This window comes from Microbacterium sp. MM2322 (genome assembly GCF_964186585.1).
Classification (GTDB): Bacteria; Actinomycetota; Actinomycetes; order Actinomycetales; family Microbacteriaceae; genus Microbacterium.
In genome coordinates this window covers 1,473,648-1,498,217 of sequence record NZ_OZ075067.1, presented here as the reverse complement: position 1 = coordinate 1,498,217, position 24,570 = coordinate 1,473,648, and the positions used below count along the sequence as shown (strand labels likewise).

At 69.4% G+C, this 24,570-nt stretch carries 23 protein-coding genes and 1 tRNA gene; 1 reads left to right on the top strand and 23 read right to left on the bottom strand.

Translation table 11 applies throughout. The features are described from left to right. Positions 1-4: 4 nt before the first annotated feature. Both ABQ271_RS07320 and ABQ271_RS07315 read right to left on the bottom strand, forming a co-directional pair. Complete coding sequence (locus tag ABQ271_RS07320; RefSeq protein ID WP_349310804.1) at positions 5-517, bottom strand: GNAT family N-acetyltransferase; 513 nt, start codon at positions 515-517, stop codon at positions 5-7. A gap of 5 nt (positions 518-522) precedes the next feature. Continuing rightward, entirely contained in the window at positions 523-1,146 is a 624-nt protein-coding gene (locus ABQ271_RS07315; RefSeq protein ID WP_052009368.1) for an ANTAR domain-containing response regulator, read from the bottom strand. A 57-nt stretch (positions 1,147-1,203) separates the two neighbouring features. On the opposite strand from ABQ271_RS07315, the gene ABQ271_RS07310 reads away from it, so the two are divergent. Then, a tRNA-Leu gene (locus ABQ271_RS07310) sits at positions 1,204-1,289 on the top strand. Positions 1,290-1,342: 53 nt separating this feature from the next. Here the strand turns inward: ABQ271_RS07310 and pyk are convergent. The 21 genes from pyk to ABQ271_RS07205 form a co-directional block, all read right to left on the bottom strand. Then, a complete protein-coding gene (gene pyk, locus ABQ271_RS07305; protein WP_349310803.1) occupies positions 1,343-2,791 on the bottom strand; it encodes a pyruvate kinase in 1,449 nt (482 codons plus the stop codon). A gap of 43 nt (positions 2,792-2,834) precedes the next feature. Next, positions 2,835-4,301, bottom strand: a complete 1,467-nt coding sequence (locus tag ABQ271_RS07300) for a glutamate synthase subunit beta (protein ID WP_349310802.1) — start codon at positions 4,299-4,301, stop codon at positions 2,835-2,837. Beyond that, positions 4,294-8,814 carry a glutamate synthase large subunit gene (gene gltB, locus ABQ271_RS07295; protein WP_349310870.1) on the bottom strand — a complete coding sequence of 1,507 codons (4,521 nt, stop codon included), beginning with the start codon at positions 8,812-8,814 and terminating at the stop codon, positions 4,294-4,296. The genes ABQ271_RS07300 and gltB overlap by 8 nt, the downstream gene beginning before the upstream one ends. 140 nt (positions 8,815-8,954) lie before the next feature. Then, positions 8,955-9,926, bottom strand: coding sequence for a prolipoprotein diacylglyceryl transferase (gene lgt, locus ABQ271_RS07290; RefSeq protein ID WP_349310801.1), 972 nt, complete (start codon positions 9,924-9,926; stop codon positions 8,955-8,957). A 10-nt stretch (positions 9,927-9,936) separates the two neighbouring features. After that, positions 9,937-10,737, bottom strand: a complete 801-nt coding sequence (gene trpA, locus ABQ271_RS07285; RefSeq protein WP_349310800.1) for a tryptophan synthase subunit alpha — start codon at positions 10,735-10,737, stop codon at positions 9,937-9,939. Further along, positions 10,734-11,993, bottom strand: coding sequence for a tryptophan synthase subunit beta (gene trpB, locus ABQ271_RS07280; protein ID WP_349310799.1), 1,260 nt, complete (start codon positions 11,991-11,993; stop codon positions 10,734-10,736). The genes trpA and trpB overlap by 4 nt, the downstream gene beginning before the upstream one ends. After that, positions 11,990-12,766, bottom strand: coding sequence for an indole-3-glycerol phosphate synthase TrpC (trpC, locus tag ABQ271_RS07275; RefSeq protein ID WP_349310798.1), 777 nt, complete (start codon positions 12,764-12,766; stop codon positions 11,990-11,992). The genes trpB and trpC overlap by 4 nt, the downstream gene beginning before the upstream one ends. Before the next feature lies 1 nt (position 12,767). Continuing rightward, on the bottom strand, positions 12,768-12,995 hold the full coding sequence (locus ABQ271_RS07270) for a DUF6704 family protein (protein ID WP_349310797.1): 228 nt from the start codon (positions 12,993-12,995) through the stop codon (positions 12,768-12,770). Between the two features lie 93 nt (positions 12,996-13,088). Next, positions 13,089-13,673, bottom strand: coding sequence for a Trp biosynthesis-associated membrane protein (locus ABQ271_RS07265; RefSeq protein WP_349310796.1), 585 nt, complete (start codon positions 13,671-13,673; stop codon positions 13,089-13,091). Next, positions 13,670-14,029: a phosphoribosyl-AMP cyclohydrolase gene (gene hisI / locus ABQ271_RS07260; RefSeq protein ID WP_349310795.1), complete on the bottom strand. Its 360-nt coding sequence runs from the start codon at positions 14,027-14,029 to the stop codon at positions 13,670-13,672. Before hisI ends, ABQ271_RS07265 begins: the two co-directional genes overlap by 4 nt. Beyond that, entirely contained in the window at positions 14,026-14,790 is a 765-nt protein-coding gene (gene hisF, locus ABQ271_RS07255; protein ID WP_349310794.1) for an imidazole glycerol phosphate synthase subunit HisF, read from the bottom strand. Before hisF ends, hisI begins: the two co-directional genes overlap by 4 nt. Before the next feature lies 1 nt (position 14,791). Further along, on the bottom strand, positions 14,792-15,634 hold the full coding sequence (gene hisG, locus ABQ271_RS07250) for an ATP phosphoribosyltransferase (protein ID WP_349310793.1): 843 nt from the start codon (positions 15,632-15,634) through the stop codon (positions 14,792-14,794). Positions 15,635-15,680: 46 nt separating this feature from the next. Further along, a complete protein-coding gene (locus ABQ271_RS07245; RefSeq protein WP_036308987.1) occupies positions 15,681-15,944 on the bottom strand; it encodes a phosphoribosyl-ATP diphosphatase in 264 nt (87 codons plus the stop codon). 47 nt (positions 15,945-15,991) lie between these two features. Beyond that, on the bottom strand, positions 15,992-16,675 hold the full coding sequence (gene rpe, locus ABQ271_RS07240) for a ribulose-phosphate 3-epimerase (RefSeq protein ID WP_349310792.1): 684 nt from the start codon (positions 16,673-16,675) through the stop codon (positions 15,992-15,994). Positions 16,676-16,701: 26 nt separating this feature from the next. Then, positions 16,702-18,057 carry a transcription antitermination factor NusB gene (locus tag ABQ271_RS07235; RefSeq protein WP_349310791.1) on the bottom strand — a complete coding sequence of 452 codons (1,356 nt, stop codon included), beginning with the start codon at positions 18,055-18,057 and terminating at the stop codon, positions 16,702-16,704. After that, complete coding sequence (gene fmt, locus ABQ271_RS07230; RefSeq protein WP_349310790.1) at positions 18,054-18,986, bottom strand: methionyl-tRNA formyltransferase; 933 nt, start codon at positions 18,984-18,986, stop codon at positions 18,054-18,056. The genes ABQ271_RS07235 and fmt overlap by 4 nt, the downstream gene beginning before the upstream one ends. Positions 18,987-18,994: 8 nt before the next feature. Next, positions 18,995-20,944 (bottom strand): primosomal protein N', encoded by a 1,950-nt coding sequence (locus tag ABQ271_RS07225; RefSeq protein ID WP_349310789.1) that lies wholly within the window; start codon positions 20,942-20,944, stop codon positions 18,995-18,997. Between the two features lie 6 nt (positions 20,945-20,950). Continuing rightward, a complete protein-coding gene (gene metK / locus ABQ271_RS07220; RefSeq protein ID WP_349310788.1) occupies positions 20,951-22,144 on the bottom strand; it encodes a methionine adenosyltransferase in 1,194 nt (397 codons plus the stop codon). A 116-nt stretch (positions 22,145-22,260) separates the two neighbouring features. Then, on the bottom strand, positions 22,261-22,515 hold the full coding sequence (gene rpoZ / locus ABQ271_RS07215) for a DNA-directed RNA polymerase subunit omega (RefSeq protein ID WP_018186758.1): 255 nt from the start codon (positions 22,513-22,515) through the stop codon (positions 22,261-22,263). Between the two features lie 112 nt (positions 22,516-22,627). Continuing rightward, positions 22,628-23,206 (bottom strand): CoA-binding protein, encoded by a 579-nt coding sequence (locus tag ABQ271_RS07210; protein ID WP_349310787.1) that lies wholly within the window; start codon positions 23,204-23,206, stop codon positions 22,628-22,630. Further along, on the bottom strand, positions 23,203-24,540 hold the full coding sequence (locus tag ABQ271_RS07205; protein WP_349310786.1) for an O-acetylhomoserine aminocarboxypropyltransferase/cysteine synthase family protein: 1,338 nt from the start codon (positions 24,538-24,540) through the stop codon (positions 23,203-23,205). Before ABQ271_RS07205 ends, ABQ271_RS07210 begins: the two co-directional genes overlap by 4 nt. Positions 24,541-24,570: the final 30 nt, after the last annotated feature.

The window sequence follows — 24,570 nt, the reverse complement described above, 5'->3', positions numbered from 1 at the left end:
GGATTCAGCGCGGCACGGCGAGCTTGAAGCCGACGTGCGAGTCGACGAATCCCAGTCGGGTGTAGAACCGGTGGGCGTCGAGACGAGCGGCATCCGAGGTCAGCTGCACGATGGATGCCCCCACCGCAGGGGCGGCGACCTCGGCGACCCACGTCATCATCGCGCCGCCGATACCGCCGGAACGTTCCGTGCTCGCCACGCGCACAGCCTCGACGAGGAGTCGTGTGCTGCCGCGGCGGGCCATTCCGGGGATCACCGTCAGTTGCATGGTGCCGACGACACGGCCGTCGGTCTCGACGACGAGGAGGTCGTTGCCCGCTGCCGCCAGCGTCCGGTCGAGCGCGGCGGCGTACAGCGGCCGATCCTGTGCGGCGGACACGTCACCTCGGCCGGAGCTGACCGGGTCGTCCGACAGCAGGCCCATGACGACGTCAAGGTCGTCGGTCGCCGCACGCCGAAGCTGAACCGCGCCGCGGCGAGCGGAGAGCTCCGCAGGAAGCTCGAGCTCGTCGATCATTGCCGTCAGGACTTCTTCGGCGCCAGCTGCTCGATGATCGCCTTGGCGACGTCCTGCATCGTCAGGCGACGGTCCATCGACGCCTTCTGGATCCACCGGAAAGCCTCGGGCTCGGACAGCCCCATCTTCTCGTTGAGAAGACCCTTGGCACGGTCGACAAGCTTGCGCGTCTCGAAGCGCTCGACCATGTCGGCGACCTCGGCCTCGAGCGTGATGATCTGCTCGTAGCGCGCCAGCGCGATCTCGATCGCAGGCAGCAAGTCGTTCGGCGTGAACGGCTTCACGACGTACGCCAGTGCACCGGCCTCGCTCGCGCGCTCGACGAGCTCCTTCTGGCTGAACGCCGTCAGGAGGACGACAGGCGCGACGTGGTTCTTGCTGAGCTTCTCGGCGGCGCTGATGCCATCGAGGATCGGCATCTTCACGTCCATGATGACGAGGTCGGGACGAAGCTCGGTGGCCAGCTGCACTGCGGTCTCGCCGTCGCCCGCCTCGCCGACCACGTCGAAGCCGCTGTCACGCAGGATCTCGACGATGTCGAGGCGGATCAGCGACTCATCCTCCGCGACGACGACGCGTCGGGGAGCCGGGGCTGCCTGGGGGGCGATGGGGGGTTCCTGCTCAGTCACTCGTCCATCCTAGGCCAGGGTGCACCCGCATCCTGCGGTATCGTCGTTGAGGCGCGCGCCGGTGTGGCGGAATGGCAGACGCGACCGACTCAAACTCGGTTGCCCGAAAGGGCGTGTGGGTTCGACTCCCACCACCGGCACCACAGCGAAACGGCGCCCCCGAAGGGGCGCCGTTTCGTGCATTACGGGTCTGCGATCAGCTCTCCGCCTTGTAGATCGGGGCCTTGCCGTGCACGGCGTCACCGATCTTGTGGATGCGGATGTCGTTGGTCGCGCCGATGATTCCGGGAGGGGACCCGGAGATGACGACGACCTTGTCACCTTCCTGCAGAAGGCCACGTGACAGGAAGTAGTCGTCGACCTGGAGGAACATGAGGTCCGTGTGGGCCACGTGCTCGACGAGCGCCGACTGGATGCCCCACGTCATCGCCATGCGGCGACGGATCGCCGGCTCGATCGTGAAGGCGAGCATCGGGATGCCGGAGCGCAGTCGCGACATGCGACGAGCGGTGTCGCCCGACTCGGTGAAGAGACAGATGTACTTCGCCTCGACGAACTCGGCGACCTCGTTCGCGGCGAGGGTGATGATGCCACCCTGCGTCCGCGGCTTGGCCGTGAGCGGCGGGATGCGCTCGAGGCCGTGGGTCTCGGTCGCATCGATGATGCGGGCCATCGTCTCGACAACTCCCACGGGGTGCTTGCCGACGCTCGTCTCACCGGAGAGCATGACCGCGTCAGCACCGTCGAGGACCGCGTTGGCGACGTCGCTCGTCTCGGCGCGGGTGGGCACCGGGTTCTCGATCATCGTCTCGAGCATCTGCGTCGCAACGATGACGGGCTTCGCCATCCGGCGGCAGAGCTCCACGGCACGCTTCTGGACGATCGGGACGGCCTCGAGAGGAAGCTCGACACCGAGGTCGCCACGGGCGACCATGATGCCGTCGAAGGCGTCGATGATCTCCTCGAGCGCGTCGACGGCCTGCGGCTTCTCGATCTTGGCGATGACGGGGACCTTCCGGCCCTCCTCCGCCATGATCTCGTGCACGCGCGTCACATCGGCGGCGTTGCGCACGAACGACAGCGCGATGATGTCCGCGCCGGCGCGGAGACCCCAGCGGAGGTCCGCCTCGTCCTTGTCGGACAGGGCCGGCACGTTGACCGCGACGCCCGGGAGGTTGATGCCCTTGTTGTTGGACACGTACCCGGCGACGATGACCTCCGTCGTCACGACGGAGCCCTCGACACCGGTCACCTGGACGCGGACCTTGCCGTCGTCGATCAGAAGGAAGTCGCCCGTATTCACGTCGGAGGGCAGGCCCTTGAACGTGGTGGAGACGATCTCCTTGGTGCCCGGGATGTCGTCGGTCGTGATCTTGAACACGTCGCCGACGGCGAGGAAGTGGGGACCCTCGGCGAACCGGCCGAGCCGGATCTTGGGGCCCTGCAGGTCGACGAGGACGGCGACGGCACGGCCGGCATCCTCAGACGCCTTCCGCACGTTGGCCAGCCGGGCGTCGTGGTCGGCGTAGTCGCCGTGGCTGAGGTTGAAGCGGGTCACGTCCACACCAGCGTCGATGATGGCGCGAACCATCTCGTAGCTTTCGGTGGCGGGACCCAGAGTGGCGACGATCTTCGCGCGTCTCACAGAAATAGCTCCGTCGGGTAGAGATTTTGGGAACGATCTCAGCCTAGGCGTGCTGGAGACCGATCGCGACGTCGGTCGGACGGACCGGCGCCGGCAGACTGGTCGACCCCATCAGGTACTCGTCGACGGCCGAAGCCGCCGCGCGCCCTTCTGCGATCGCCCAGACGATGAGGGACTGGCCGCGACCGGCGTCGCCGGCGACGAAGACACCGGGTGCCGTCGCCTGCCAGTCGTGGGCGCGCTCGACGTTTCCGTTCGAGGTGAAAGCGGCGCCGAGCTGCTGCTCGAGAGCGGGGCGCTCGGGGCCGGTGAAGCCCATCGCGATCAGCACGAGGTCCGCGGGGATCTCGCGCTCGGTCCCGCTTTTCGGAACACGACGGCCGTCGACGAACTCGGTTTCGGCCACGCGGAGTGCACGCACCTCGCCCACGTCGTTGCCGAGGAACTCGACGGTCGACGCGAGGAAGGACCGCTCGCCGCCCTCCTCGTGAGCCGAGGCGACCTCGAAGATCGTCGGCATCATCGGCCACGGCTGGTGGTCGGGTCGCGCCTCGGGCGGCTGCGTGCCGATGGCGAGGTTCGTGACGCTGAGCGCGCCCTGCCGGTGCGCGGTGCCGATGCAGTCTGCTCCGGTGTCACCGCCCCCGATGACGACGACGTGCTTGCCCTCTGCGTGGATCTGGTGCGGCACCTGATCTCCCGCGACCGCCTTGTTCGATTCGACGAGGTACTCCATGGCGAAGTGGACGCCGTCGAGGTCGCGGCCGGGGATGGCCAGGTCGCGAGGAACCGTGGAGCCGGTGGCGATCACCACGGCGTCGTAGCGAGCGCGGAGGTCCTCCCAGGAGAGGTCCTTGCCGATCTCGACGCCGGCGCGGAAGCGCGTGCCCTCGTCCCGCATCTGACGCAGTCGCGTTTCGAGGTGGCGCTTCTCCATCTTGAAGTCCGGGATGCCGTAGCGCAGCAGACCGCCGATGCGGTCGTCGCGTTCGTATACGGCGACCGTGTGGCCGGCGCGCGTGAGCTGCTGTGCGGCAGCGAGGCCCGCAGGCCCGGATCCGACGACGGCGACCGTCTTGCCGGTCAGACGCCCGGGAGGCTCCGCTTCGACCCAGCCGTGGGCGAACGCTTCGTCGATCGTGGAGACCTCGATCTGCTTGATCGTGACCGCGGGCTGGTTGATACCGAGGACACACGAGCTCTCGCACGGCGCCGGGCACAGCCGGCCGGTGAACTCCGGGAAGTTGTTGGTCGCGTGGAGGCGCTCGATGGCGGCTCGGCCCTCGCCGCGCCACGTGAGGTCGTTCCACTCCGGGATCAGGTTGCCGAGAGGGCATCCCTGATGGCAGAACGGCACGCCGCAGTCCATGCAGCGGCCGGCCTGGCGACGCAGCACGGCCTGGTCGCCCTGCTCGTACACCTCTTTCCAGTCCATGATGCGAACGGGAACGGGCCGGCGCGGCGGAAGCTCGCGCTCGGTGACTTTGAGGAAGCCCTTGGGATCAGCCACCGGTCACCTCCAGGATGCGGGTCCAGACGACGTCGCTGTCGGGGTCGAGCCCCTCGGCGGCCGCCTCCTGGCGGGTTTTCAGAACAGCCGCGTAGTCACGCGGCAGGACGCGCGTGAAGTTCGCGGCCTCGGTGGCGAGGTTGGCGATCAGTCGCTCGGCGAGGTCGGACTCGGTCTCCTCGACGTGCCGGGTGAGCAGATCGCGGAGGATCTCGATGTCGCCCGCGCCGAGCTGGTGGAGTTCCAGTTCGCCCGACGCGATGGCCTCGCGGTTGATGAGCGCCTCGTCGAGGCGGTAGATGTAGGCCGAGCCGCCGGACATCCCGGCGCCGAGGTTGCGACCGGTCGCGCCGAGGATGACGGCGAGACCGCCGGTCATGTATTCGAGCGCGTGGTCGCCCACGCCTTCGACGACCGCGGTCGCACCGGAGTTGCGGACCAGGAAACGCTCACCGACGACGCCGCGCAGGAACATCGATCCACGCGTCGCGCCATAACCGATGACGTTGCCGGCGATGACGTTCTGCGAGGCGTCGAAGGACGCCGTGCGGGGCGGGCGGACGACGATCTCGCCGCCCGAGAGGCCCTTGCCGACGTAGTCGTTCGAGTCGCCCTCGAGCCGCAGCGTGATGCCCGACGGCAGGAAGGCGCCGAAGGACTGTCCCGCCGACCCGGTCAGGTTGATCTCGATCGTGCCGGAGGGAAGTCCGTTCTCGCCGTGCGCCTTGGTCACGTGGTGGCCGAGCATCGTGCCGACCGCTCGCTCGGTGTTGCGCACCGGGAGGTCGATCGTCAGGTGACCGCCGTGCGCGACGACGTCGCGGGCCCGGTCGAGCAGGGCGACATCGAAGTGCGCTTCGAGTTCGTGGTCCTGTTCGCGCACGCGGTGCCGCGGCGCGTCGTCACCGAAGACCGGTCCGCGGAGGATCGGCGACAGGTCGAGACCGTAGGCCTTCCAGTGGTCGACGGCCTGCTCGACGTCCAGGACCTCGGTGTGCCCGACGGCCTCTTCGATCGAGCGGAACCCGAGCTCGGCGAGGTACTCGCGTACCTCCTGTGCGATGAACTCCATAAAGTTCACGACGTGATCCGCCTTGCCCGTGAAGCGCTTGCGCAGCTCGGGGTTCTGCGTCGCGACGCCCACGGGGCAGGTGTCGAGGTGACATACGCGCATCATGATGCAGCCCTCGACGACGAGCGCGCTGGTCGCGAACCCGAACTCCTCGGCGCCGAGCAGCGCTGCGATGAGGACGTCGCGGCCGGTTTTCAACTGACCGTCGGCCTGCACGACCACACGGCCGCGCATGTCGTTGATCATCAGCGTCTGCTGCGTCTCTGCGAGCCCGAGCTCCCACGGGGTGCCGGCGTGCTTGAGCGAGTTCAGCGGGCTCGCACCCGTTCCGCCGTCGTGACCGGACACGAGGATGACGTCCGCCAGGGCTTTGGCCGTGCCTGCGGCGACCGCGCCGATGCCCGACTGACTCACGAGCTTGACGTGCACGCGCGCCGAAGGGTTGGCCCGCTTCACGTCGAAGATCAACTGCTTGAGGTCTTCGATCGAGTAGATGTCGTGGTGCGGCGGCGGCGAGATCAGTCCCACGCCGGGAGTACCGCCACGGGTCCGCGCGATCCAGGGGTAGACCTTGCCCGGAGGAAGCTGTCCGCCCTCGCCGGGCTTGGCACCCTGCGCGAGCTTGATCTGGATGTCGTCGGCGTGCGTGAGGTACATGCTCGTGACGCCGAAGCGGCCCGACGCGACCTGCTTGATGGCGGAGCGGCGCTCGGGGTCGAGCAGACGATCCACGTCCTCGCCGCCCTCGCCCGTGTTCGACTTCGCGCCCAGGCGGTTCATCGCGATCGCGAGCGTCTCGTGCGCTTCCTTGGAGATGGAGCCGTAGCTCATCGCTCCCGTGGAGAACCGCTTCACGATCGATGAGATCGGCTCGACCTCGTCGATCGGCACGGCGGGACGCACGCCCGCCTTCAGCCGGAACAGGCCGCGGAGGGTCTTCAGGTCGGCAGCCTGATCGTCGATCATCTTCGTGTACTCGCGGAAGATGTCGTAGCGCCGGGTCCGGGTCGCGTGCTGCAGGCGGAACACGGTGTCGGGGTTGAAGAGGTGGGATGCCCCGTCCCGCCGCCACTGGTATTCCCCGCCGGTCCAGAGCCGCTCGTGCGCTCGCGCAGCCTGATCGGCCGGGTAGGCGAACTCGTGGCGGGCGAGGTTCTCGCGCGAGATCTCCTCGATGCCGATTCCGCCGAGCTTCGTCTCGGTGCCCGTGAAGTACGTGTCGATGAAGTCCTGGGACAGCCCCACCGCCTCGAAGACCTGGGCACCGGCGTAGGAGGACACCGTAGAGATGCCCATCTTGGACATGATCTTCAGCACGCCCTTGCCGAGCGCGTAGATGAGGTTGCGAACCGCCTTCTCGGGCGAGACGCCGGTGATGTAGCCCGCGCGGACGAGGTACTCGGCCGTCTCCATCGCCAGGTAGGGGTTGACGGCTGATGCGCCGTAACCGATCAGGGTCGCGACGTGGTGCACTTCGCGCACGTCACCCGCCTCGACGACGAGTCCCACCTTCATGCGGTTCTGATTGCGGATCAGGTGGTGGTGCACGGCCGACAGCGTCAGGAGCGACGGGATCGGCACGAGGTCGGACGTCGAGTCGCGGTCACTCAGGATGATGAACTCGACGCCGTCGGCGATCGCGGCATCCACCTCTGCGCAGATCTCGTCGAGACGCGAGCGAAGGGAATCCGCCGCGTCATCGGCGCGGTAGAGCCCGCGGATCGTGATGGAGCGTCGCCCGGGAAGCGCGCGGTCGATGTTCTGCAGCTTGGCGAGCTCGTCGTTGTCGATCACCGGGAAGTCGAGTGTGATGACCCGCGTGTGATCGGGGCCCGCATCCAGCAGGTTGCGCTCCGGGCCGAGTCCGAGTCCGAGCGAAGTGACGACCTCTTCGCGGATCGAGTCGAGCGGCGGGTTCGTCACCTGCGCGAACTGCTGCACGAAGTAGTCGAACAGCAGCCGCGGACGCTCGCTGAGGACGGCGATCGGGGTGTCGGAACCCATCGCGCCGAGAGGCTCGGCGCCCGTCTGCCCCATCGGGGTCAGGAGGATGCGCACCTCCTCCTCGGTGTAGCCGAAGGTGCGCTGGCGACGGGTGATCGACGCGATCGGGTGCACGATGTGCTCGCGTTCGGGCAGGTCCTTGAGGCGGACGCGGCCCGCGTCGAGCCACTCCTGCCACGGATGCATCGAGGCGAGGTCCTGCTTGATCTCGTCATCCTCGACGATGCGACCCTGGGCCGTGTCGACGACGAACATGCGTCCGGGCCGGAGTCGGCCGCGGCGCTTGATCCGCTCGGGCTCGAAATCCAGCACGCCGGTCTCACTGCCGATGACGACGAGGCCGTCGGTCGTCTCGGTCCAGCGACCGGGGCGCAGACCGTTGCGGTCGAGGGTGGCGCCGACGAGGGAGCCGTCGGTGAAGATCAGCGCTGCCGGGCCGTCCCACGGCTCCATCTGCATCGAGTGGTAGTCGTAGAACGCACGCAGATCGTCGGGGATGTCGGTCTGCTTCTCGTACGCCTCGGGGACCATCATCATGATCGCGTGAGGCAGGCTCCGGCCCGTGAGGGTGAGGAGCTCGAGGACCTCGTCGAACGAAGCGGAGTCGCTCTGTCCGGGGCTGCAGATCGGGAGCAACGGATGCATGTCGCCCAGAAGTTCCGATTCGAGCTGCGACTGCCGCGCCCGCATCCAGTTGCGGTTGCCGTTCACGGTGTTGATCTCGCCGTTGTGCGCCAGCATGCGTAGCGGCTGCGCGAGCGGCCACGACGGGAAGGTGTTGGTCGAGTAGCGCGAGTGGACGACGGCCAACTCGGTCGCGAAGCGCTCGTCCTGCAGGTCGGGGTAGAACGGCTCGAGCTGGAGCGTCGTCACCATGCCCTTGTAGCCGAGCGTCCGGCTCGACAGCGAGACGAAGTACGCGTCGAGCTCGTGCTGAGCGCGCTTGCGCAGCCGGTACGTGCGACGATCCAGCGCGATGCCCGACAGCGCCGGCGCGTCGCCGACCGCGGGCCGCGACACGAACAGCTGCTCGAACGCGGGCCGCGCGTTGAAGGCGAGCTTGCCGAGGTTCTCGTCGGCCGTGGGGACCACGCGCCAGCCGAGGACCGTCAGGCCCTCGCTCGCGGCGATCTCTTCGACGGCGCTCTTCTGCGCTGCGCGTTCGTCGTGGTCGGTCGGCAGGAACGCGAGACCCACCGCGTACTCCCCCACCGGCGGCAGGTCGAAGTCGACCACCGCACGCAGGAAGGCGTCGGGCATCTGGGTCAGGATGCCGGCGCCGTCACCGGTACCGGCATCCGACCCGATCGCACCGCGGTGCTCGAGGTTTCGGAGCGCGGTGAGCGCCAGGTCCACGATGTCGTGGCCTGCTTCTCCGCGGAGAGTCGCGACCATCGCCAGACCACAGGCGTCCTTCTCGAACGCCGGGTTGTACATCCCCTGCTTTGCAGGGAACGAACCGCCGGGAGTTACTCCGGTCGTGCGGGTCGTGGTGTCTTCGTGACGGGAGCTGGAGGGCATGCCTACCGTCCTCACATGGGTGCTCAACCTGGGACGACGTCGGCCCTGTGGTGCTGCTATCGGGTGGTGAGGGAGCTTGTGGCCCCGTCGGAGGATTCTTCGGACGTGGGGGGTGCGCTCACGTCCACGAAGTCATCGGTTTCCTGCGAGTGTACCCCGCCCGGAGGCGTCCACTCGCGACCCGGCTGGTACGGCGAGGGCTCCCAGCCCGGGTGACGGCGCTTCTGCACGATCATGATCGCCAGGCCCACGACGACGCCGAAGATCGCGGCCCACACGTTCGTGCGGAGGCCGAGGAAGACTTCGCTCGGATCGATGCGAATCGACTCCCAGACGATGCGCCCCGCGGAGTACCAGACGAGGTACAAACCGAACAGGCGGCCCCACTGCAGACGGAAGCGACGCCCGGCGGCGGCGATGATGATGACGCCCATGACGTTCCAGATGACCTCGTACAGGAAGGTCGGGTGGAAGAGGGTGTCCTCGGGAAGTCCTGCCGGCCAGGCGGAGTTCGGGTAGTCGATCTTCAGACCCCACGGGAGGTCGGTGGGCAGGCCGTACAGCTCCTGGTTGAACCAGTTGCCGAAGCGGCCGAACGCCTGGGCGAGCAACAGCGCCGGCGCGAGCGCGTCGGCGAAGGTCCAGAAGCGGATGCCGCTCCACTTGCAGCCGAGCCAGGCGCCGATCGCACCGCCGATGAGGGCGCCGAAGATGGCGATGCCACCCTCCCAGATGCGGAAGATCGCCCAGATGTCCTTGTCCTCACCGAAGTAGAACCCCGGGTGGGTGAGGACGTGGAAGATGCGCGCCCCGATGATGGCGAGCGGCACGGCGAGCAGGCAGATGTCGATGACCACCCACGGCTCGGCACCGCGCTGCGTAAGACGGCGATTGGTCCAGAACGCCGCGACGACGATGCCCGCCAGGATGCAGAGGGCATAGAAGTGGATCGTCAGCGGGCCGAGCTGGAACGAACTGATCGGCGGGCTGGGAATGCTCGCGACGACGGAGAGGGCTGCAGAAGTCACGACGGCGAGTCTACGCGGTGATGGACTGTGGCCCTGCGCCGCGAGACAGCTCGCGCGCCGTGGCGGCGAGCCCCGCCACACCGCCGTCACGGAGAGCCCGGACGAGCGCGGTTCCCACGATCGCGCCGTCGGCGTAGTCCAGGACACCGTCGACCTGATCGGCCGTCGAAATGCCGATGCCCACGCAGGCGTTCTCGACACCGTGCGCACGGAGGCGTTCGACGAGAGCGCGGGCAGCGGCATCCAGTTCGGCCCGCTCCCCCGTGATCCCCATCGTGGACACGGTGTAGACGAAGCCCGTCGAGTGTTCGGCGATCATCGCGATGCGCTCCTCGGTCGAGGAGGGCGCGGCGAGGAAGATGCGGTCGAGGCCCGTGCGTTCCGACGCGGCGATCCAGTCCGCGGCCGCATCCGGAGTGATGTCGGGGGTGATCAGACCCGCGCCGCCCGCCGCGACGAGGTCGTCGGCGAATCGATCGACGCCGTACTGGAAGACCGGGTTCCAGTACGTCATGACCACGATCGGCACGTCGACGCGCTCCGCGATCGCGCGGACCGCGGTGAAGGTGTCACGGAAGCGGAACCCGGCCGCGAGAGCGGCCTGCGTGGCTTCCTGGATCACGACGCCATCCATGACGGGATCGGAGTACGGCGGACCCAGCTCGAGGATGTCGGCGCCGTTCTCGGCGAGGGCGACAGCTGCATCGATGCTCGTCTGGAGGTCGGGGTAACCGATCGGGAGGTAGCCGACGAACGCGCCGCGTCCCGCCTCTTTCGCTGCGGCTATGGCGGCCGCGACGCGGGACGTCACAGCTCGACTCCCTCGCCGCTACCGGGCTCCGGGTCGGCGGGGACCTCGACGGGCTCCTTGTCGGCGTCGTAGAGCTCGAACCAGCGCGCGGCCGTGTCCATGTCCTTGTCGCCGCGGCCCGAGAGGTTGATCGCGAGGACCGCGTCGGGACCGAGCTCCTTGCCAATCCGAAGAGCACCGGCAAGGGCGTGCGCCGACTCGATGGCGGGGATGATGCCCTCGGTGCGGCTGAGGAGGCGGAGAGCCTCCATCGCCTCGGTGTCGGTGGCGGGGATGTACTGGGCGCGCCCGATGCTCGAGAGCCACGCGTGCTCCGGCCCGACGCCCGGGTAGTCGAGCCCGGCGGAGATCGAGTGGGACTCGGTGGTCTGGCCGTCCTCGTCCTGCAGGACGAACGTCTTGGCCCCGTGCAGGATGCCGGGCCGTCCACGAGCGATGGATGCCGCGTGCTTCGGCGTGTCGACACCGTCGCCCGCCGCCTCGACCCCGTAGAGCGCGACATCGTCGTCATCGAGGAAGGCGTTGAACATGCCGATCGCGTTCGATCCGCCGCCGACGCAGGCGATGACGGCATCGGGCAGGCGACCGATCTCGTCGAGCAGCTGCTGTCGAGCCTCTTCGCCGATGATCTTCTGGAAATCGCGCACCATCGCGGGGAATGGGTGAGGGCCCGCGGCGGTACCGAAGATGTAGTTCGTCGTGTCGACCGAGGCGACCCAGTCGCGGTACGCCTCGTTGATCGCGTCCTTGAGGGTGCGCGAGCCGGTCGTGACGGGTACGACCTCGGCGCCGAGGAGCCGCATCCGTGCCACGTTGAGTGCCTGACGCTCGGTGTCGACCTCGCCCATGTAGATGGTGCACTCGAACCCGAAGAGGGCCGCGGCGGTCGCCGTGGCGACGCCGTGCTGTCCGGCACCGGTCTCGGCGATCACGCGCTTCTTGCCGAGGCGCTTCGTGATGAGCGCCTGACCGAGGACGTTGTTGATCTTGTGGGAACCCGTGTGATTGAGATCCTCGCGTTTGAGGAAGACCCGCGCACCGCCGGCGTGCTCGGCGAACCGCGGCACCTCCGTGAGGGCGGAGGGGCGCCCGGCATACACGTTGAGCAGGTGCGTGAACTCGGCGGCGAAGGCCGGATCCGCCTTCGACTCTTCGTAGACGGCCGTCAGCTCGTCGATCGCGGCGATGAGCGACTCGGGCATGTAGCGCCCGCCGAAATCGCCGAAGAAGGGGCCAGCGGCTTCGCGAAGACTCATGAACCTGCCTCCAGGAACGCGGCGAGCGTCGACACGGGATCGTTCGTGACGAGGGCTTCACCGATCAGGACGACATCGGCACCGGCAGAGCGGTAGTGCGCGACGTCTGCGGGTGAGAGCACCGCCGATTCGGCGATTTTGATCACGCCGTCGGGGAGCTCGGGGGCGAGCCGACCGAAGAGATCTCGGTCGAGCTCGAAGGTAGAGAGATTGCGGGCATTGATCCCGATGAGGCGCGCGCCGATGTCGTTGGCCCGCGTCACCTCTTCTGCCGAATGCGTCTCGACGAGCGGCGTCATCCCGAGTTCCTGCACGAGCGCATACAGCTCGGCGAGGACTCGTTGCTCGAGACCGGCGACGATCAACAGCACCAGATCAGCACCGGCGGCGCGCGCCTCGAGCACCTGGTACGGCGTCGCGATGAAGTCCTTGCGCAGCACCGGCAGCGTGACCGCGGCCCGAACGGCCTCGAGGTCGGCCAGCGACCCCTTGAACTTGCGCTGCTCGGTCAGCACCGAGATCGCGGACGCGCCACCGATCTCGTACCGGCGGGCCTGCAGGGCAGGGTCGGGAATGTCGGCGAGGTCGCCGCGAGACGGACTCGCCCGCTTGACCTCGGCGATGATCTTGACGCGATCAGCGGGTGCGAGAGCGGCCAGGGCATCGATCGCGGCAGGCTGCGCGAGGGCGAGTTTCTCGACCACCGCCAACGGGCGGACGGCCTCGCGCTCTCGTGCATCCTCCACCGCGCCGGCCGTCAGGTCGGCGAGCACGTCAGTGCTGCTTCGAGATCGTCTTGGCGCCGCCGACGCCGTAGCCGACCTTGGTCATGATGAACCCGACGACGAGGCCGATGACCAGGAGGACGACGGACAGCCAGACCAGCACCGGCATGTCGAAGAAGAAGAAGACGGTGCCGAGCGTCACCGCGACGAGCATGATCACAACCGTCGTCCATGCCGCCGGGGAGTGTCCGTGTCCGGGGTCCTCGATGCCGCTCATAGTTCTCCTTCGATGCGAAGCATGGATTGTGTGGCGCGACCGGGGTCGCCTCATCAGTCTAGCGGGGCGTCCGTCCTCCCCCGCCCTCAGAGCTCAGCTCGTCGGGTCTTCACCACGCGAGAGATCATCCCAGGAATCGATGCTGTCGCGGGGTCCTGCCGCGCGATCCGTGCGGTACTTCCGCCCCGCTGCGGTCCACCGATGCGCGGTGGCGAGGGCGATCCCCCCGCCGAGGACGATGAGGACGGATGCCGCAACGGTGACGGACGGCCACGGCGTCGCCGTGACGCTCGACACGATGCCGGCGATCCCCTGCTCGCCGCTCAAGCCCGTGGCATCCGTCACGGGACCGGCGACGGCGTCCACGGGGCGCTGCGAGGCGATGCGGAAGGAGCCCCACCCCAGACCGGCGCCGAGCGCGACCGCGATCACCGCGAAGACGTAACGGAGCACGCGACCCACGATGGTGAGAGCGAGAGCGAGCGCGAGCGCGGCGAGGCTGAGCGGCGCGAGCACGGCGAGGGCGTCGGCACCCGGAACCGCGACGGGCACCTGCGAACCGTCGTCGATCGAGGCTTCGAGCCACGTCTGCGTCGAGCCGATGATGCCGAGGGCGCCGCCGATGAGGATCGCCAGCACGGCCGCGAGCCGCGTGCGGCGCGACGTCGCCTCGTTCACGAGAACTCGCCGACGAGGGGCTCGAGATCGTCGGCGTCGAAGCACGTGCGGTCGCCCGTGTGGCAGGCCGCGCCCACCTGGTGCACGCTCACGAGGAGCGTGTCGCCGTCGCAGTCCAGACGGACTCCGTGCACGAACTGGGCGTGGCCGGACGTGTCGCCCTTGCGCCAGTACTCCTGACGCGACCGGGACCAGAACGTCACGCGTCCCTCGGTCAGCGTGCGGCGGAGCGCCTCGGCATCCATCCATCCGAGCATCAGGACCTCGCGCGTGTCGTGCTGCTGCACGATCGCGGGCACGAGACCGTCGGCGTTGTATACGACGCGCGCCATGCGCTCCTCGATCGACCGGGTCATCGCCGCACCTCCACACCCGCTGACACGAGGGCGTCCTTCACGTCTGCGATGGTCAGCTGACCGGAGTGGAAGACGGATGCCGCAAGCACCGCGTCGGCTCCGGCGGCGATCGCGGGGGCGAAGTGCGCCGCATCCCCCGCGCCGCCCGAGGCGATGACGGGGACGGACGAGACCTCGCGCATCGCGGAGACGAGCTCGAGATCGAAGCCGTCCTTCGTGCCGTCGGCGTCGATCGAGTTCACCAGGAGCTCGCCCGCACCCCGCTCGATCGCTTCGCGCGCCCAGGCGAGGGCGTCGAGGGCGGTGAGCGTGCGGCCGCCGTGGGTCGTCACGGCGAAACCGGATGCCGTCCCCGGAGCGCGCTTCACATCGAGTGAGAGGACGAGAACCTGGGCGCCGAAACGGTCGGCGATCTCGCCCACCAGCTCGGGCCGAGCGATCGCCGCCGAGTTGACACCCACCTTGTCCGCACCGACACCCAACAGTTTCGCGACGTCTTCGGCGGAGCGGACTCCGCCGCCGACCGTGAGCGGGATGAACACCTGTTCGGCGGTCCGCTGGACGACGTCGTAGGTCGTGTCCCGCGCGTCGACCGTCGCCGTCACGTCGAGGAACGTGATCTCGTCCGCGCCCTGCTCGTAGTACCGGCGCGCGAGTTCGACGGGGTCGCCCATCTCGCGCAGGTTCTCGAAGTTGACGCCTTTGACGACCCTGCCGGCAGCGACGTCGAGACACGGGATCACGCGAGAGACGAGTGACACGTCACAGCCTCGCGTTGTGGATCGCCGTCACGAGGATCGCGCGCGCGCCCATCTCGTACAGCGAATCCATGACCTGGTTGACCGTCTTCCGCGGGCTCATGACCCGGACGGCCACCCACTCCGGGTCACGCAGCGGAGAGATGGTCGGAGACTCGATGCCCGGCGCCAAGGCGACCGCCTGGTCGACGAGGTGCGCGGGCAGGTCGTAGTCGATGAGCACGTACCGACGAGCGACGAGCACGCCTCGGAGGCGTCGGAGGAGCGTCTCGGTGCCCTCGGCCGGCGTGGGGGAACCGATGAGAACGGCCTCGGACTCGAGGAGGACGGGACCGAAGATCTCGAGCCCCGCCTGACGGAGCGTCGTGCCGGTCGAGACGACGTCGGCGACCGCGTCGGCCACCCCGAGCTGCACCGCGGACTCCACTGCGCCGTCGAGCGGAACGAGGTCGACGGCCACACCGTGCTCATCGAGGTACGCGTCGACGAGACCGGGGTAGGCGGTGGCGACGCGCAGGCCGTCGAGGTCGGCGAGCTCGGTGAAGCGTCCGGGAGGGCCGGCAAAGCGGAACGTCGAGCCCCCGAAGCCGAGCTGTTCGATCTCGCGCGCGCCCGGCATCCGTGCGTCGAGCAGGAGGTCGCGACCGGTGATGCCGACGTCGAGCGCACCCGAGCCGACGTAGGTGGCGATGTCTTTGGGGCGGAGGTAGAAGAACTCGACGTCGTTGATCGGGTCGATGACATGCAGGTCCTTCGGGTCACGTCGGCCGATGTACCCGGCTTCGGCGAGCATCCCCGCGGTGGTTTCGGCGAGCATCCCCTTGTTGGGGACGGCGATGCGCAGCATGGAGCGTCTTTCAGAGTGGAGGTGGGCGGACGGGAGGAGGGACCGATCAGAGATGTCGGTACACATCCTCGAGCGTCAGGCCCTTCGCGAGCATCAGCACCTGCAGGTGGTAGAGCAGCTGCGAGATCTCCTCGGCCGTCTCGGCATCCGACTGGTACTCGGCCGCCATCCAGACCTCGGCCGCCTCTTCGACGATCTTCTTGCCGATGGCGTGGACGCCGCGGTCCAGCTGGGCGACGGTGCCGGATCCCTCAGGACGCGTCGCCGCCGTCTCGCTCAGCTCGGAGAACAGTCCGTCGAAGGTCTTCACACCTCCCAGGGTACCGGCCCGTCGATCCCGGCCGGTCCGGGTGACGGTCAGTGGCGGTGAGCGAATGCCGCGGCCGACCGGAGAGCCGTGATCGCGGTGCCGGGGTCGTCTGCACCGAAGACCGCTGAGCCTGCCACGAACGTGTCGGCACCGGCATCCGCTGCCTGCGCGATGGTCGATTCGCCGATGCCGCCGTCGACCTGCAGCCAGACCTGGGACCCGCGACGGCGGGCCTCGTCGGCGAGGCGGCGGAGTTTGGGCATCTGGTCGGCCATGAAGCTCTGCCCCCCGAAGCCCGGCTCGACCGTCATGACGAGAATCTGGTCGAACTCGTCCAGCACCTCGAACAGCTGCTCGACGGGTGTCGCGGGCTTCACGGCGACGCCGGCACGCGCACCGATCGAGCGGAGCCGACGCGCGAGGTCGACCGGCTGCGCGGCTGCTTCGAGGTGGAACGTGACGGATGCCGCGCCGATCTCCGCGTACTCCGGCGCCCACCGGTCGGCGTCGCTGATCATGAGGTGGACGTCGAGGGGCACGGGGCTCGTCGCCTGGATCCGTTCCACCATCTGCGGGCCGAACGTGAGGTTCGGCACGAAGTGGTTGTCCATGACGTCGACGTGGACGAAGTCGGCCGTCGCGATGCGCGCGAGCTCGGCCTGCATGTTCACGAAGTCGGCGGCGAGGATGCTGGGGTTGATGCGTACGTCGAAGTCGGCCACGTCAGCCATTATCGCCGGGCGCGGTCGGCTGAGCGTCAGGAGCGGCGCAGCAGCCAGATCGACATCGCGTCGGTGCCGTGCCGGTGGGGCCACAGCTGCGCGCGTCCCGACCCGTCGCCGGGCGCCGAGAGGTCGAGGGCGTCACCGGCGACGCTCGAGAGGACCTCCCGGGCGTCGAGCTGTGTGAGTTCCGCACCGAAATGGCGCTGCACCTCGGCGACCACTCCGGCCGTCTCGGCGAGGTGAGGCGAGCACGTGACGTAGGCGACGATACCGCCGGGAGCGAGAGCGGCGACGGCCGCGGTGAGCAGCTCGGTCTGCAACTGCGTGAGTTCGGGCACGTCGGCGGGGGCTTTCCGCCACCGCGCCTCGGGACGGCGTCGGAGCGCGCCGAGTCCCGTGCAGGGTGCGTCCACGAGGATCCGGTCGTACACGCCGCGCCCCGCGCGGGTGCGCCCGTCCTCCTCCGACACGGGGACCTCGATCGGAACTGCCGCGACGGACTGCCGCACCAACCGGGCTCGCGACGCGGAGAGCTCGTTCGCCTCGAGGTGCGCCTCGTGGGCGACGGCTTCCGCCGCCAGGACCGCCGTCTTACCGCCGGGCGCTGCACACAGATCGAGCCAGCGCTCCCCCGCGCGGATCGGCAGCGCGCGGGTCAGCGCGAGGGCGGCGAGCTGGGAGCCCTCGTCCTGCACGCGCACCGCGCCTCCGGAGCCTCTCACGATCCGATCCGGGTCGCCGCCGGCGAGGCGGAACCCGATGGGCGAGTACGGCGTCCGTTCGGAGCCTTCCGGGATCTCCCCCACGCCGGGCAGGGCGGCGAGGGTGACAGTCGGCGCCGCGTTGTCGGCCGCGAGGAGCTCGAGCAGTTCGTCCTCGCGTCCCTCGGCGGCCAGCGCGCGGCGGAAAGCGCGGATGATCCACACCGGGTGCGCATAACGGACGGAGAGGCGTTCGTCGTCGGAGCGGGCGGCATCCTCGATGCGCGTCAGCCACTCCTCCTCGTCCCGCTCGGACACGCGTCGGAGCACCGCGTTGGCGAAGCCCGTCGCGCGTCGTCCGGCAACGCGGCCGACGAGGTCGACGGTCTCGTGGACCGCTGCGTGGGACGGCACGCGCGTGGCGAGGAGCTGGTGGGTTCCCAGCCGCAGGGCGTCGAGGACTGCGGCGTCGATCTCTGCGGTCGATCGCGAGGCGGCCATCTCGATGATCGCGTCATAGGTGCCGATGCGACGGAGCGTTCCGTAGGTCAGTTCGGTGGCGAGAGCGGCATCCGCCGTCGTCAGCCGAGCCCGCTCGAGCTCGCGCGGCAGCAGGAGGTTGGCGTAGGCGTCGTCCTCTCCGACGGCGCGGATGACGGTGTAGGCGACGTCCCGGGCAGCACTCACGAGGCCACCCCCGGCAGGTCGAGGCGCGGATCGTCGGACCGGAGCCCCCGCCACCAGTCGGCGGCGGCCATGGGGCCCTTTCCCGCGGGCTGCACGGTCTTCAGAAGAACCGCGCCCTCCCCCGCGCCGACGAGCACGTCACGCTCGACGAGGGCGATCTGGCCGGGCTCCAAGGGTGCGTCGGCACCGCGCAGGGCGGCGAGGACCTTCACCCGCTGACCGTCGAGCGAGACGTGCGCGCCGGGTTCCGGTGTCGTGCCACGGAAGCGGTCGATGACGCGGTCAGCGGGCTGCGAGAGGTCGAGGGCGCCGTCGGCCTGCGTCAGCTTGGGCGCCAGCGTCGCCTCGCCGGACTGCGGCGTCGCGACGGCGGTGCCATCGGCGATCGCGTCGACCACCCGCGTCACCAGGTCGGCCCCCGACATCGCGAGATCAGCGAGCACGTCGCCCGCGGTGGCTCCGCGCGGGACGTCGCAGCGCAGCTCCTCGAAGACGTCGCCGGCGTCGAGGGCCGGAACGAGCTGGAAGACGGCGGCGCCGGTCACCCGGTCCCCCGCGATGAGCGCATGCTGCACGGGCGCAGCTCCCCGCCAGCGCGGCAGCAGCGAGAAGTGCAGGTTGATCCAGCCTTGCGACGGCGTCGACAGAAGGGGCTCCCGCACCAGCCCGCCGTACGCGACGATGACACCCAGCTCGGCGTCGAGGGCGGAGATCTCCGCTGTCGCCGTCTCGTCGAGGCGATCGGCCTTGATGATCGGCAGGCCGAGCTCGGCGGCGGCCACCGCCACGGGCGACGGTGTCATGACGCGTTTGCGCCCGATCGGCGCATCACGGCGGGTGACGACGCCGACGACCTCATGCGAGGAAGCCGCGAGAGCACGGAGGGAGGGGACGGCCGGGTCGGGGGTTCCGGCGAAAACGACGCGCATGCAGGTCCTCACAGATCGAGCTCGGGCACATCGAGCCGAACCCTGAGTGTAGTCCGGGGTCCCGGACCTCGACGGCGTCCGCGGACGGCATCGGCCACGACGGACGCCCGCAACTGCTCGGCGACGGGGCGCCCGTGCGCGTAGTCGACCCGCACCAGAGCGCGCGCGCCGTCGTCGGTCGGGACGGGCCCGAGCACGGCGAGCGGCCCGAGATCCGGCACCGCCTCGCGGAGTTCTGCGAGGGCGCGATCGACGGATGCCGTGACCCCCTCGACAGCGGCGACCCGGACCGTCGGCGGCATGAGGAGCGGGGCACGGTCGGCGAGTTCCATCCGGGCGTATGCGGGATGCGTCCACGTCGCCAGTGCCCGCGCCACGGGACCGGTGACACCCACGAGGTGCACCGGCGCACCGGGGGCCGCCAACGCGGCGGCGTTCGACCACCAGCGGAGGCACGACTCGCCGATCCGCAGCTGCTCGGTCATGAGCATCTTGTCGCCGTCGAGCAGGATGACCGCTCGATAGCCGCCCTCCGCGGGGGGCTCGGCACCTCGCGTCGCGATCACGAGAGCAGGCCGTGCGTCGACCGCCGCGACGGGGTGATCGCCGTCGGCGACGATGACGCGGATGCCGGGAAACGCCCGACCGAGCTCGTCGGCCGTCCGCTCACTGCCGGACGAGGCCATCCGGAACCTCGTGCCGGCGCAGTTCGCACACGCCCAGTTCGGAGCCGAACGTCCGCACCAGCCGCAGTCCGGGGTCGCCCCGGGACGACGCGCGCGGAGCGGACCGGCACAGTGCCGACAGCGAGCGGGCGTTCGACACTCCGCGCAGACGAGAACTGGTGAGTACCCGGGCCGCGCGACCTGGACGAGCACCGGTCCGTGCTGCAGCGCCTCCCGCGCGGCGCCGAACGCGGCGGACGGCACGCGCGCGCCGCGGTGCTCGGCCTCGTGCGTCGCTGACAACACGACGCGCGGGCTGGCGCGCCGCACCGCCGGGACCTCGCGCAGCCACCCGAGCTGCACGAGACGTTCGACATCGGTCGTGCGCGTGTGCCCGGCGAAGACGAGAGCCGAATGCTCCTCCTCCTGACGGACGAGCGCGGCGTCCCTCGCGTGGACACCCGGGCTCAACTGCTCCGCCAGGAGCGGGTCGCCGTCGTCCCAGACGAACACACCACCCACGTCGTGCGCGGGCGCGTAGACCGTCGAGCGGTTGCCCACCACGATGCAGGGAGCGGGGCTCAGGAGCCGCAGGTAGGTGGCGAAACGCTCTGGGCCGGAGCGCCGCGCATCGTCACGGACGACGGCATCGTCGGGAACAAGAGTCGCGAGGGCATCGAGGATCTGCGACTGGTCGCGATGATCCGGCACGACGATGAGGGCGCTCTTCCCGCCGTCGAGTACGAGCGTGGCGAGAGCGGCCAGCAGGTCGGCCCATGCGCCGCGCAGCGCGCCCGGCATCGGATGCGGCGGTGCGTCGAGAGCGATGCGCTCCCCGGCGAGGACCGCGTCGGCGAGGCCCGGGTAGGTCGCCGTCAGTTCGCGTGCGCGAGCCGCGGCATCCGGATCCACCTCGGGTAACGGGGTCGCATCGGCAGCGACCCAGGCCTTCTCGGCACGCACCATCCGCTTCGGGATCGCGAGACGGAGGACGTCGCTCGCCGAGCCGGCGGCGCGGTCGGCGACCCGCCGAGCCAGCTCGTAGAGAGAGGCCGGGAGCACCGGCACAGCCGAGACCACCGATGCCACTTCGGACAACGGCCGCCCGCCGGGCTCGACCTCGGCCCGCTCGATGACCCAGCCCTCGATCATCCGACCCGCGCTGCGAAGCGGGACCTTCACACGCACGCCCGGCTGGGCGTCAGCGCTCAGGGCGTCAGGAACGGCGTAGTCGAAGAGTCGATCGAGCTGCGGCAGCGACGAGTCGAGGAGGATGCGGGCGACGTCGATCACGGGCGTTCAGAGCCCGGCGGCGGTCCGCAACGCGTCGACGCGGTCCGTGCGCTCCCACGTGAACTCGGGCAGCTCGCGCCCGAAATGCCCGTAGGCCGCCGTCTGCGCGTAGATCGGACGGAGGAGGTCCAGGTCGTCGATGATCGCCTGCGGGCGCAGATCGAAGACGTCGCGGATCGCGGCGGTGATCTTCTCGTCGGAGACATGGCCCGTACCGAACGATTCGACGTAGAGCCCGACGGGGGCGGCACGGCCGATGGCGTACGCGACCTGCACCTCGAGGCGGTCGGCGAGCCCTGCGGCGACCGCGTTCTTGGCGACCCAGCGCATCGCGTACGCGGCCGAGCGGTCGACCTTGGAGGGATCCTTGCCGCTGAACGCACCGCCGCCGTGCCGCGCGGCGCCGCCGTACGTGTCGATGATGATCTTGCGGCCGGTGAGACCCGCGTCGCCCTTCGGTCCGCCCACGACGAACGGTCCTGCCGGGTTGATGACGTAGCGGACGTTCGAGACATCGAGGCCCGTCTGCGCCAGGATCGGGTCGATGACCTCCGCCTGAACCGCGGCGCGGAGCGCCGGAAGCGAGATGTCGGGGTGGTGCTGCGTGGACAGGACGACGGTGTCGACCGTCCGCGGCGTTGTGCCGTCGTAGCCGAGGGTCACCTGCGTCTTGCCGTCGGGCCGGAGGAACGGGAGCGCGCCGTTACGACGGGCATCGGTCAGCCGTTCGGCGAGGCGGTGGGCCGTCCAGATCGCGGTCGGCATGTACGAGGGCGTCTCGTTCGTCGCGTAGCCGAACATGATGCCCTGGTCGCCTGCGCCGAGCGCGTCGACGGGGTCGACGGAGCCGCCCTCGCGGTGCTCGATCGCATTGTCGACACCCGCGGCGATGTCGCCGGACTGCTCGCCGATCGACACCGTGACGCCGCACGAGTCGCCGTCGAAGCCGGTCTCGGACGAGGTGTAGCCGATGCGGTTCACGACACGGCGGACGATCCCCGGGATGTCGACGTAGCCGTCCGTGCGCACCTCGCCGGCAACGTGCACGAGACCCGTGGTGACGAGAGTCTCGACGGCGACGCGGCTGCCGCGGTCGACCGCGAGGAGCGCATCGAGGATGCTGTCGGAGATCTGGTCGCAAATCTTGTCGGGGTGACCTTCGGTCACAGACTCCGACGTGAACAGGCGCAGCGCGCTCATCGGTCCTCCAGAGGGCGGATCGGGGGTGTGAAAACCATCATGCCCGCGGTCCCCGACACGGGGGACACGCGGGCATGAGAATGACGCCGTGTGGCGCCCGGGTCATGACGTTGAGGTCACTCGGCCGCGCGCAGGCGCAGCTTGTCCTCGTGGATCTCGTGGAGGGCGATCGTCAGCGGCTTGTCCTCGACGTTCGAGTCGACGAGCGGGCCCACGTTGTCGAAGAGGTTCCCCTCGTGGAGGTCCGAGTAGTAGTCGTTGATCTGACGCGCGCGCTTGGATGCGTAGATGACGAGCTGGTACTTCGAGTCGACCTTGTTGAGCAGTGCGTCAATGGGCGGGTCGATGATGCCCTGGTCACGGTTGGCCATGGTGGTCCTCCAGGATCGGTGAGGCGAGATGTCTGCCAGACTGCGCGAGATCGCGGCACGGCATCCCCCCAGTCTACAGGTCGCACCGCTCCCCTGCGGCGCAGGCGCGCGCTCAGCGGCTCAGGAGTTGCCGCTTCGAGCTGAGCACGCCGGTGTCGAAGCCGGCGAGGTGGAGTCCGCCGTGGAACCGGGCGTGCTCGATCTTGACGCACCGGTCCATGACGACCGAGAGTCCGGCATCGGCGGCGATCTTCGCAGCCCCTTCGTGCCACGACCCGAGCTGCAGCCAAAGGGTCGAGGAACCGGCATCCACCGCCTCCTGTGCGACGCCCGGGAGGTCGTCGTGCTTGCGGAAGACGTCGACGATATCCGGGACGACGGGGAGGTCGGCGAGCGACGCGTACGCCGGTTGTCCGAGGATCTCCGTCGCGCGCGGATTGACGTAGTAGACGTCGTAGGGCGAGCTGCCGCTGAGGTAGGTCGCGACGAAGTAGCTCGCTCGTGCCGGGTTGTCGGAGGCGCCGACGATTGCGATCGACTTCGCCGCGCGGAGGATCTCGAACCGCTCCTGCGGCCCGGCGGCGGGCCACGTGCGCGCCGGATGCCCGGCCTCGGGCGCACTCGGAAGCGCGCACGTCGCACCGTCGGTGGAGGCGGGCTGCGGGACGGCGCACGTGTTCGGATCGGTCATCGGCTGACTCCTGTGGCTCGGGTGAGGGCCTGGTCGAGGTCCCACACGATGTCCTCGGGGTCTTCGAGACCGACCGAGATGCGGATGAGGTCGGCGGGCACGCCGGCCGCGGTGAGCTGGTCGGCACTCAGCTGCTGGTGCGTCGTCGAGGCGGGATGGATGACGAGGGTCCGGGCATCGCCGATGTTGGCGAGGTGCGAGGCGAGCTGCAGCGCGTCGATGACAGCCTCCCCCGCGCGGCGCCCGGCGGCCACCCGCTCCTCCTCGGTCGCGGACTCCTCGGCGGCCTTCACGCCGAAGGCGAAGACCGAGCCCGGCCCGAGCGGAAGGTACTTCTCGGCGCGGGCATGGTGCGGGTGGCTCGGGAGCCCCGCCCACGTCACGAACGAGACGCGGGGGTCCGAGTCCAGCCACTCCGCCACGATCCGGGCGTTCGACAGGTGCGCGTCGATGCGCTGCGGAAGCGTCTCGACACCCTGGAGAAGGAGGAAGGCCGAGTGCGGGCTGAGCGCGGCGCCGATGTCACGGAGCTGTTCGCTCCGGAGCTTGGTGAGGAAGCCGTACTCGCCGAAGTTGTCCCACCACTTGATGCCGCCGTAGGAGGCGACGGGCTCGGTCATCTGCGGGAACTTGCCGTTGCCCCAGTCGAACGTGCCCCTCTCTACGACCACGCCGCCGAGGGTGGTGCCGTGCCCGCCGAGGAACTTGGTGACCGAGTGGATGACGATGTCGGCGCCGTGCTCGAGGGGCCGGGCCAGATACGGCGTCGCGAGCGTCGAGTCGACGACGAGGGGGATGCCGGCCGCGTGTGCGACCTCGGCGAGGCCCTCGATGTCGGCGATCTCCCCCGACGGGTTGCCGATCGTCTCGACGTAGAGCACCTTCGTCTCGGGGCGGATCGCCGCAGCGTAGTCCGCCGGGTCGCTCGAGGCGACGAACGTCGTGTCGACCCCGAAACGGCGGAGCGTCACGTCGAGCTGGGTGACGGTGCCGCCGTAGAGCTGCGCCGAGGCGACGACGTGGTCGCCGACACCGACGAGCGCGGCGAAGGTGATGAACTCGGCGCTCATCCCGGAGGCGGTCGCCACTGCGCCGATGCCGCCCTCGAGGGACGCGAGGCGCTCCTCGAGTGCAGCGACCGTCGGGTTGCCGATGCGCGAGTAGATGTTGCCGTACTTCTGCAGCGCGAACAGGTTCGCGGCATCCGTCGCGTCGTCGAAGACGAAGGAGGAGGTCTGGTAGATCGGCACGGCGCGGGCGCCGGTCGCGGCATCCGGTGTTCCTCCCGCGTGCAGTGCGCGCGTGCGGAAGCCGAAGCGGTGTTCGTCAGTCATGTTCTCTTTCTGGCAAGTGGATGCTGCGGC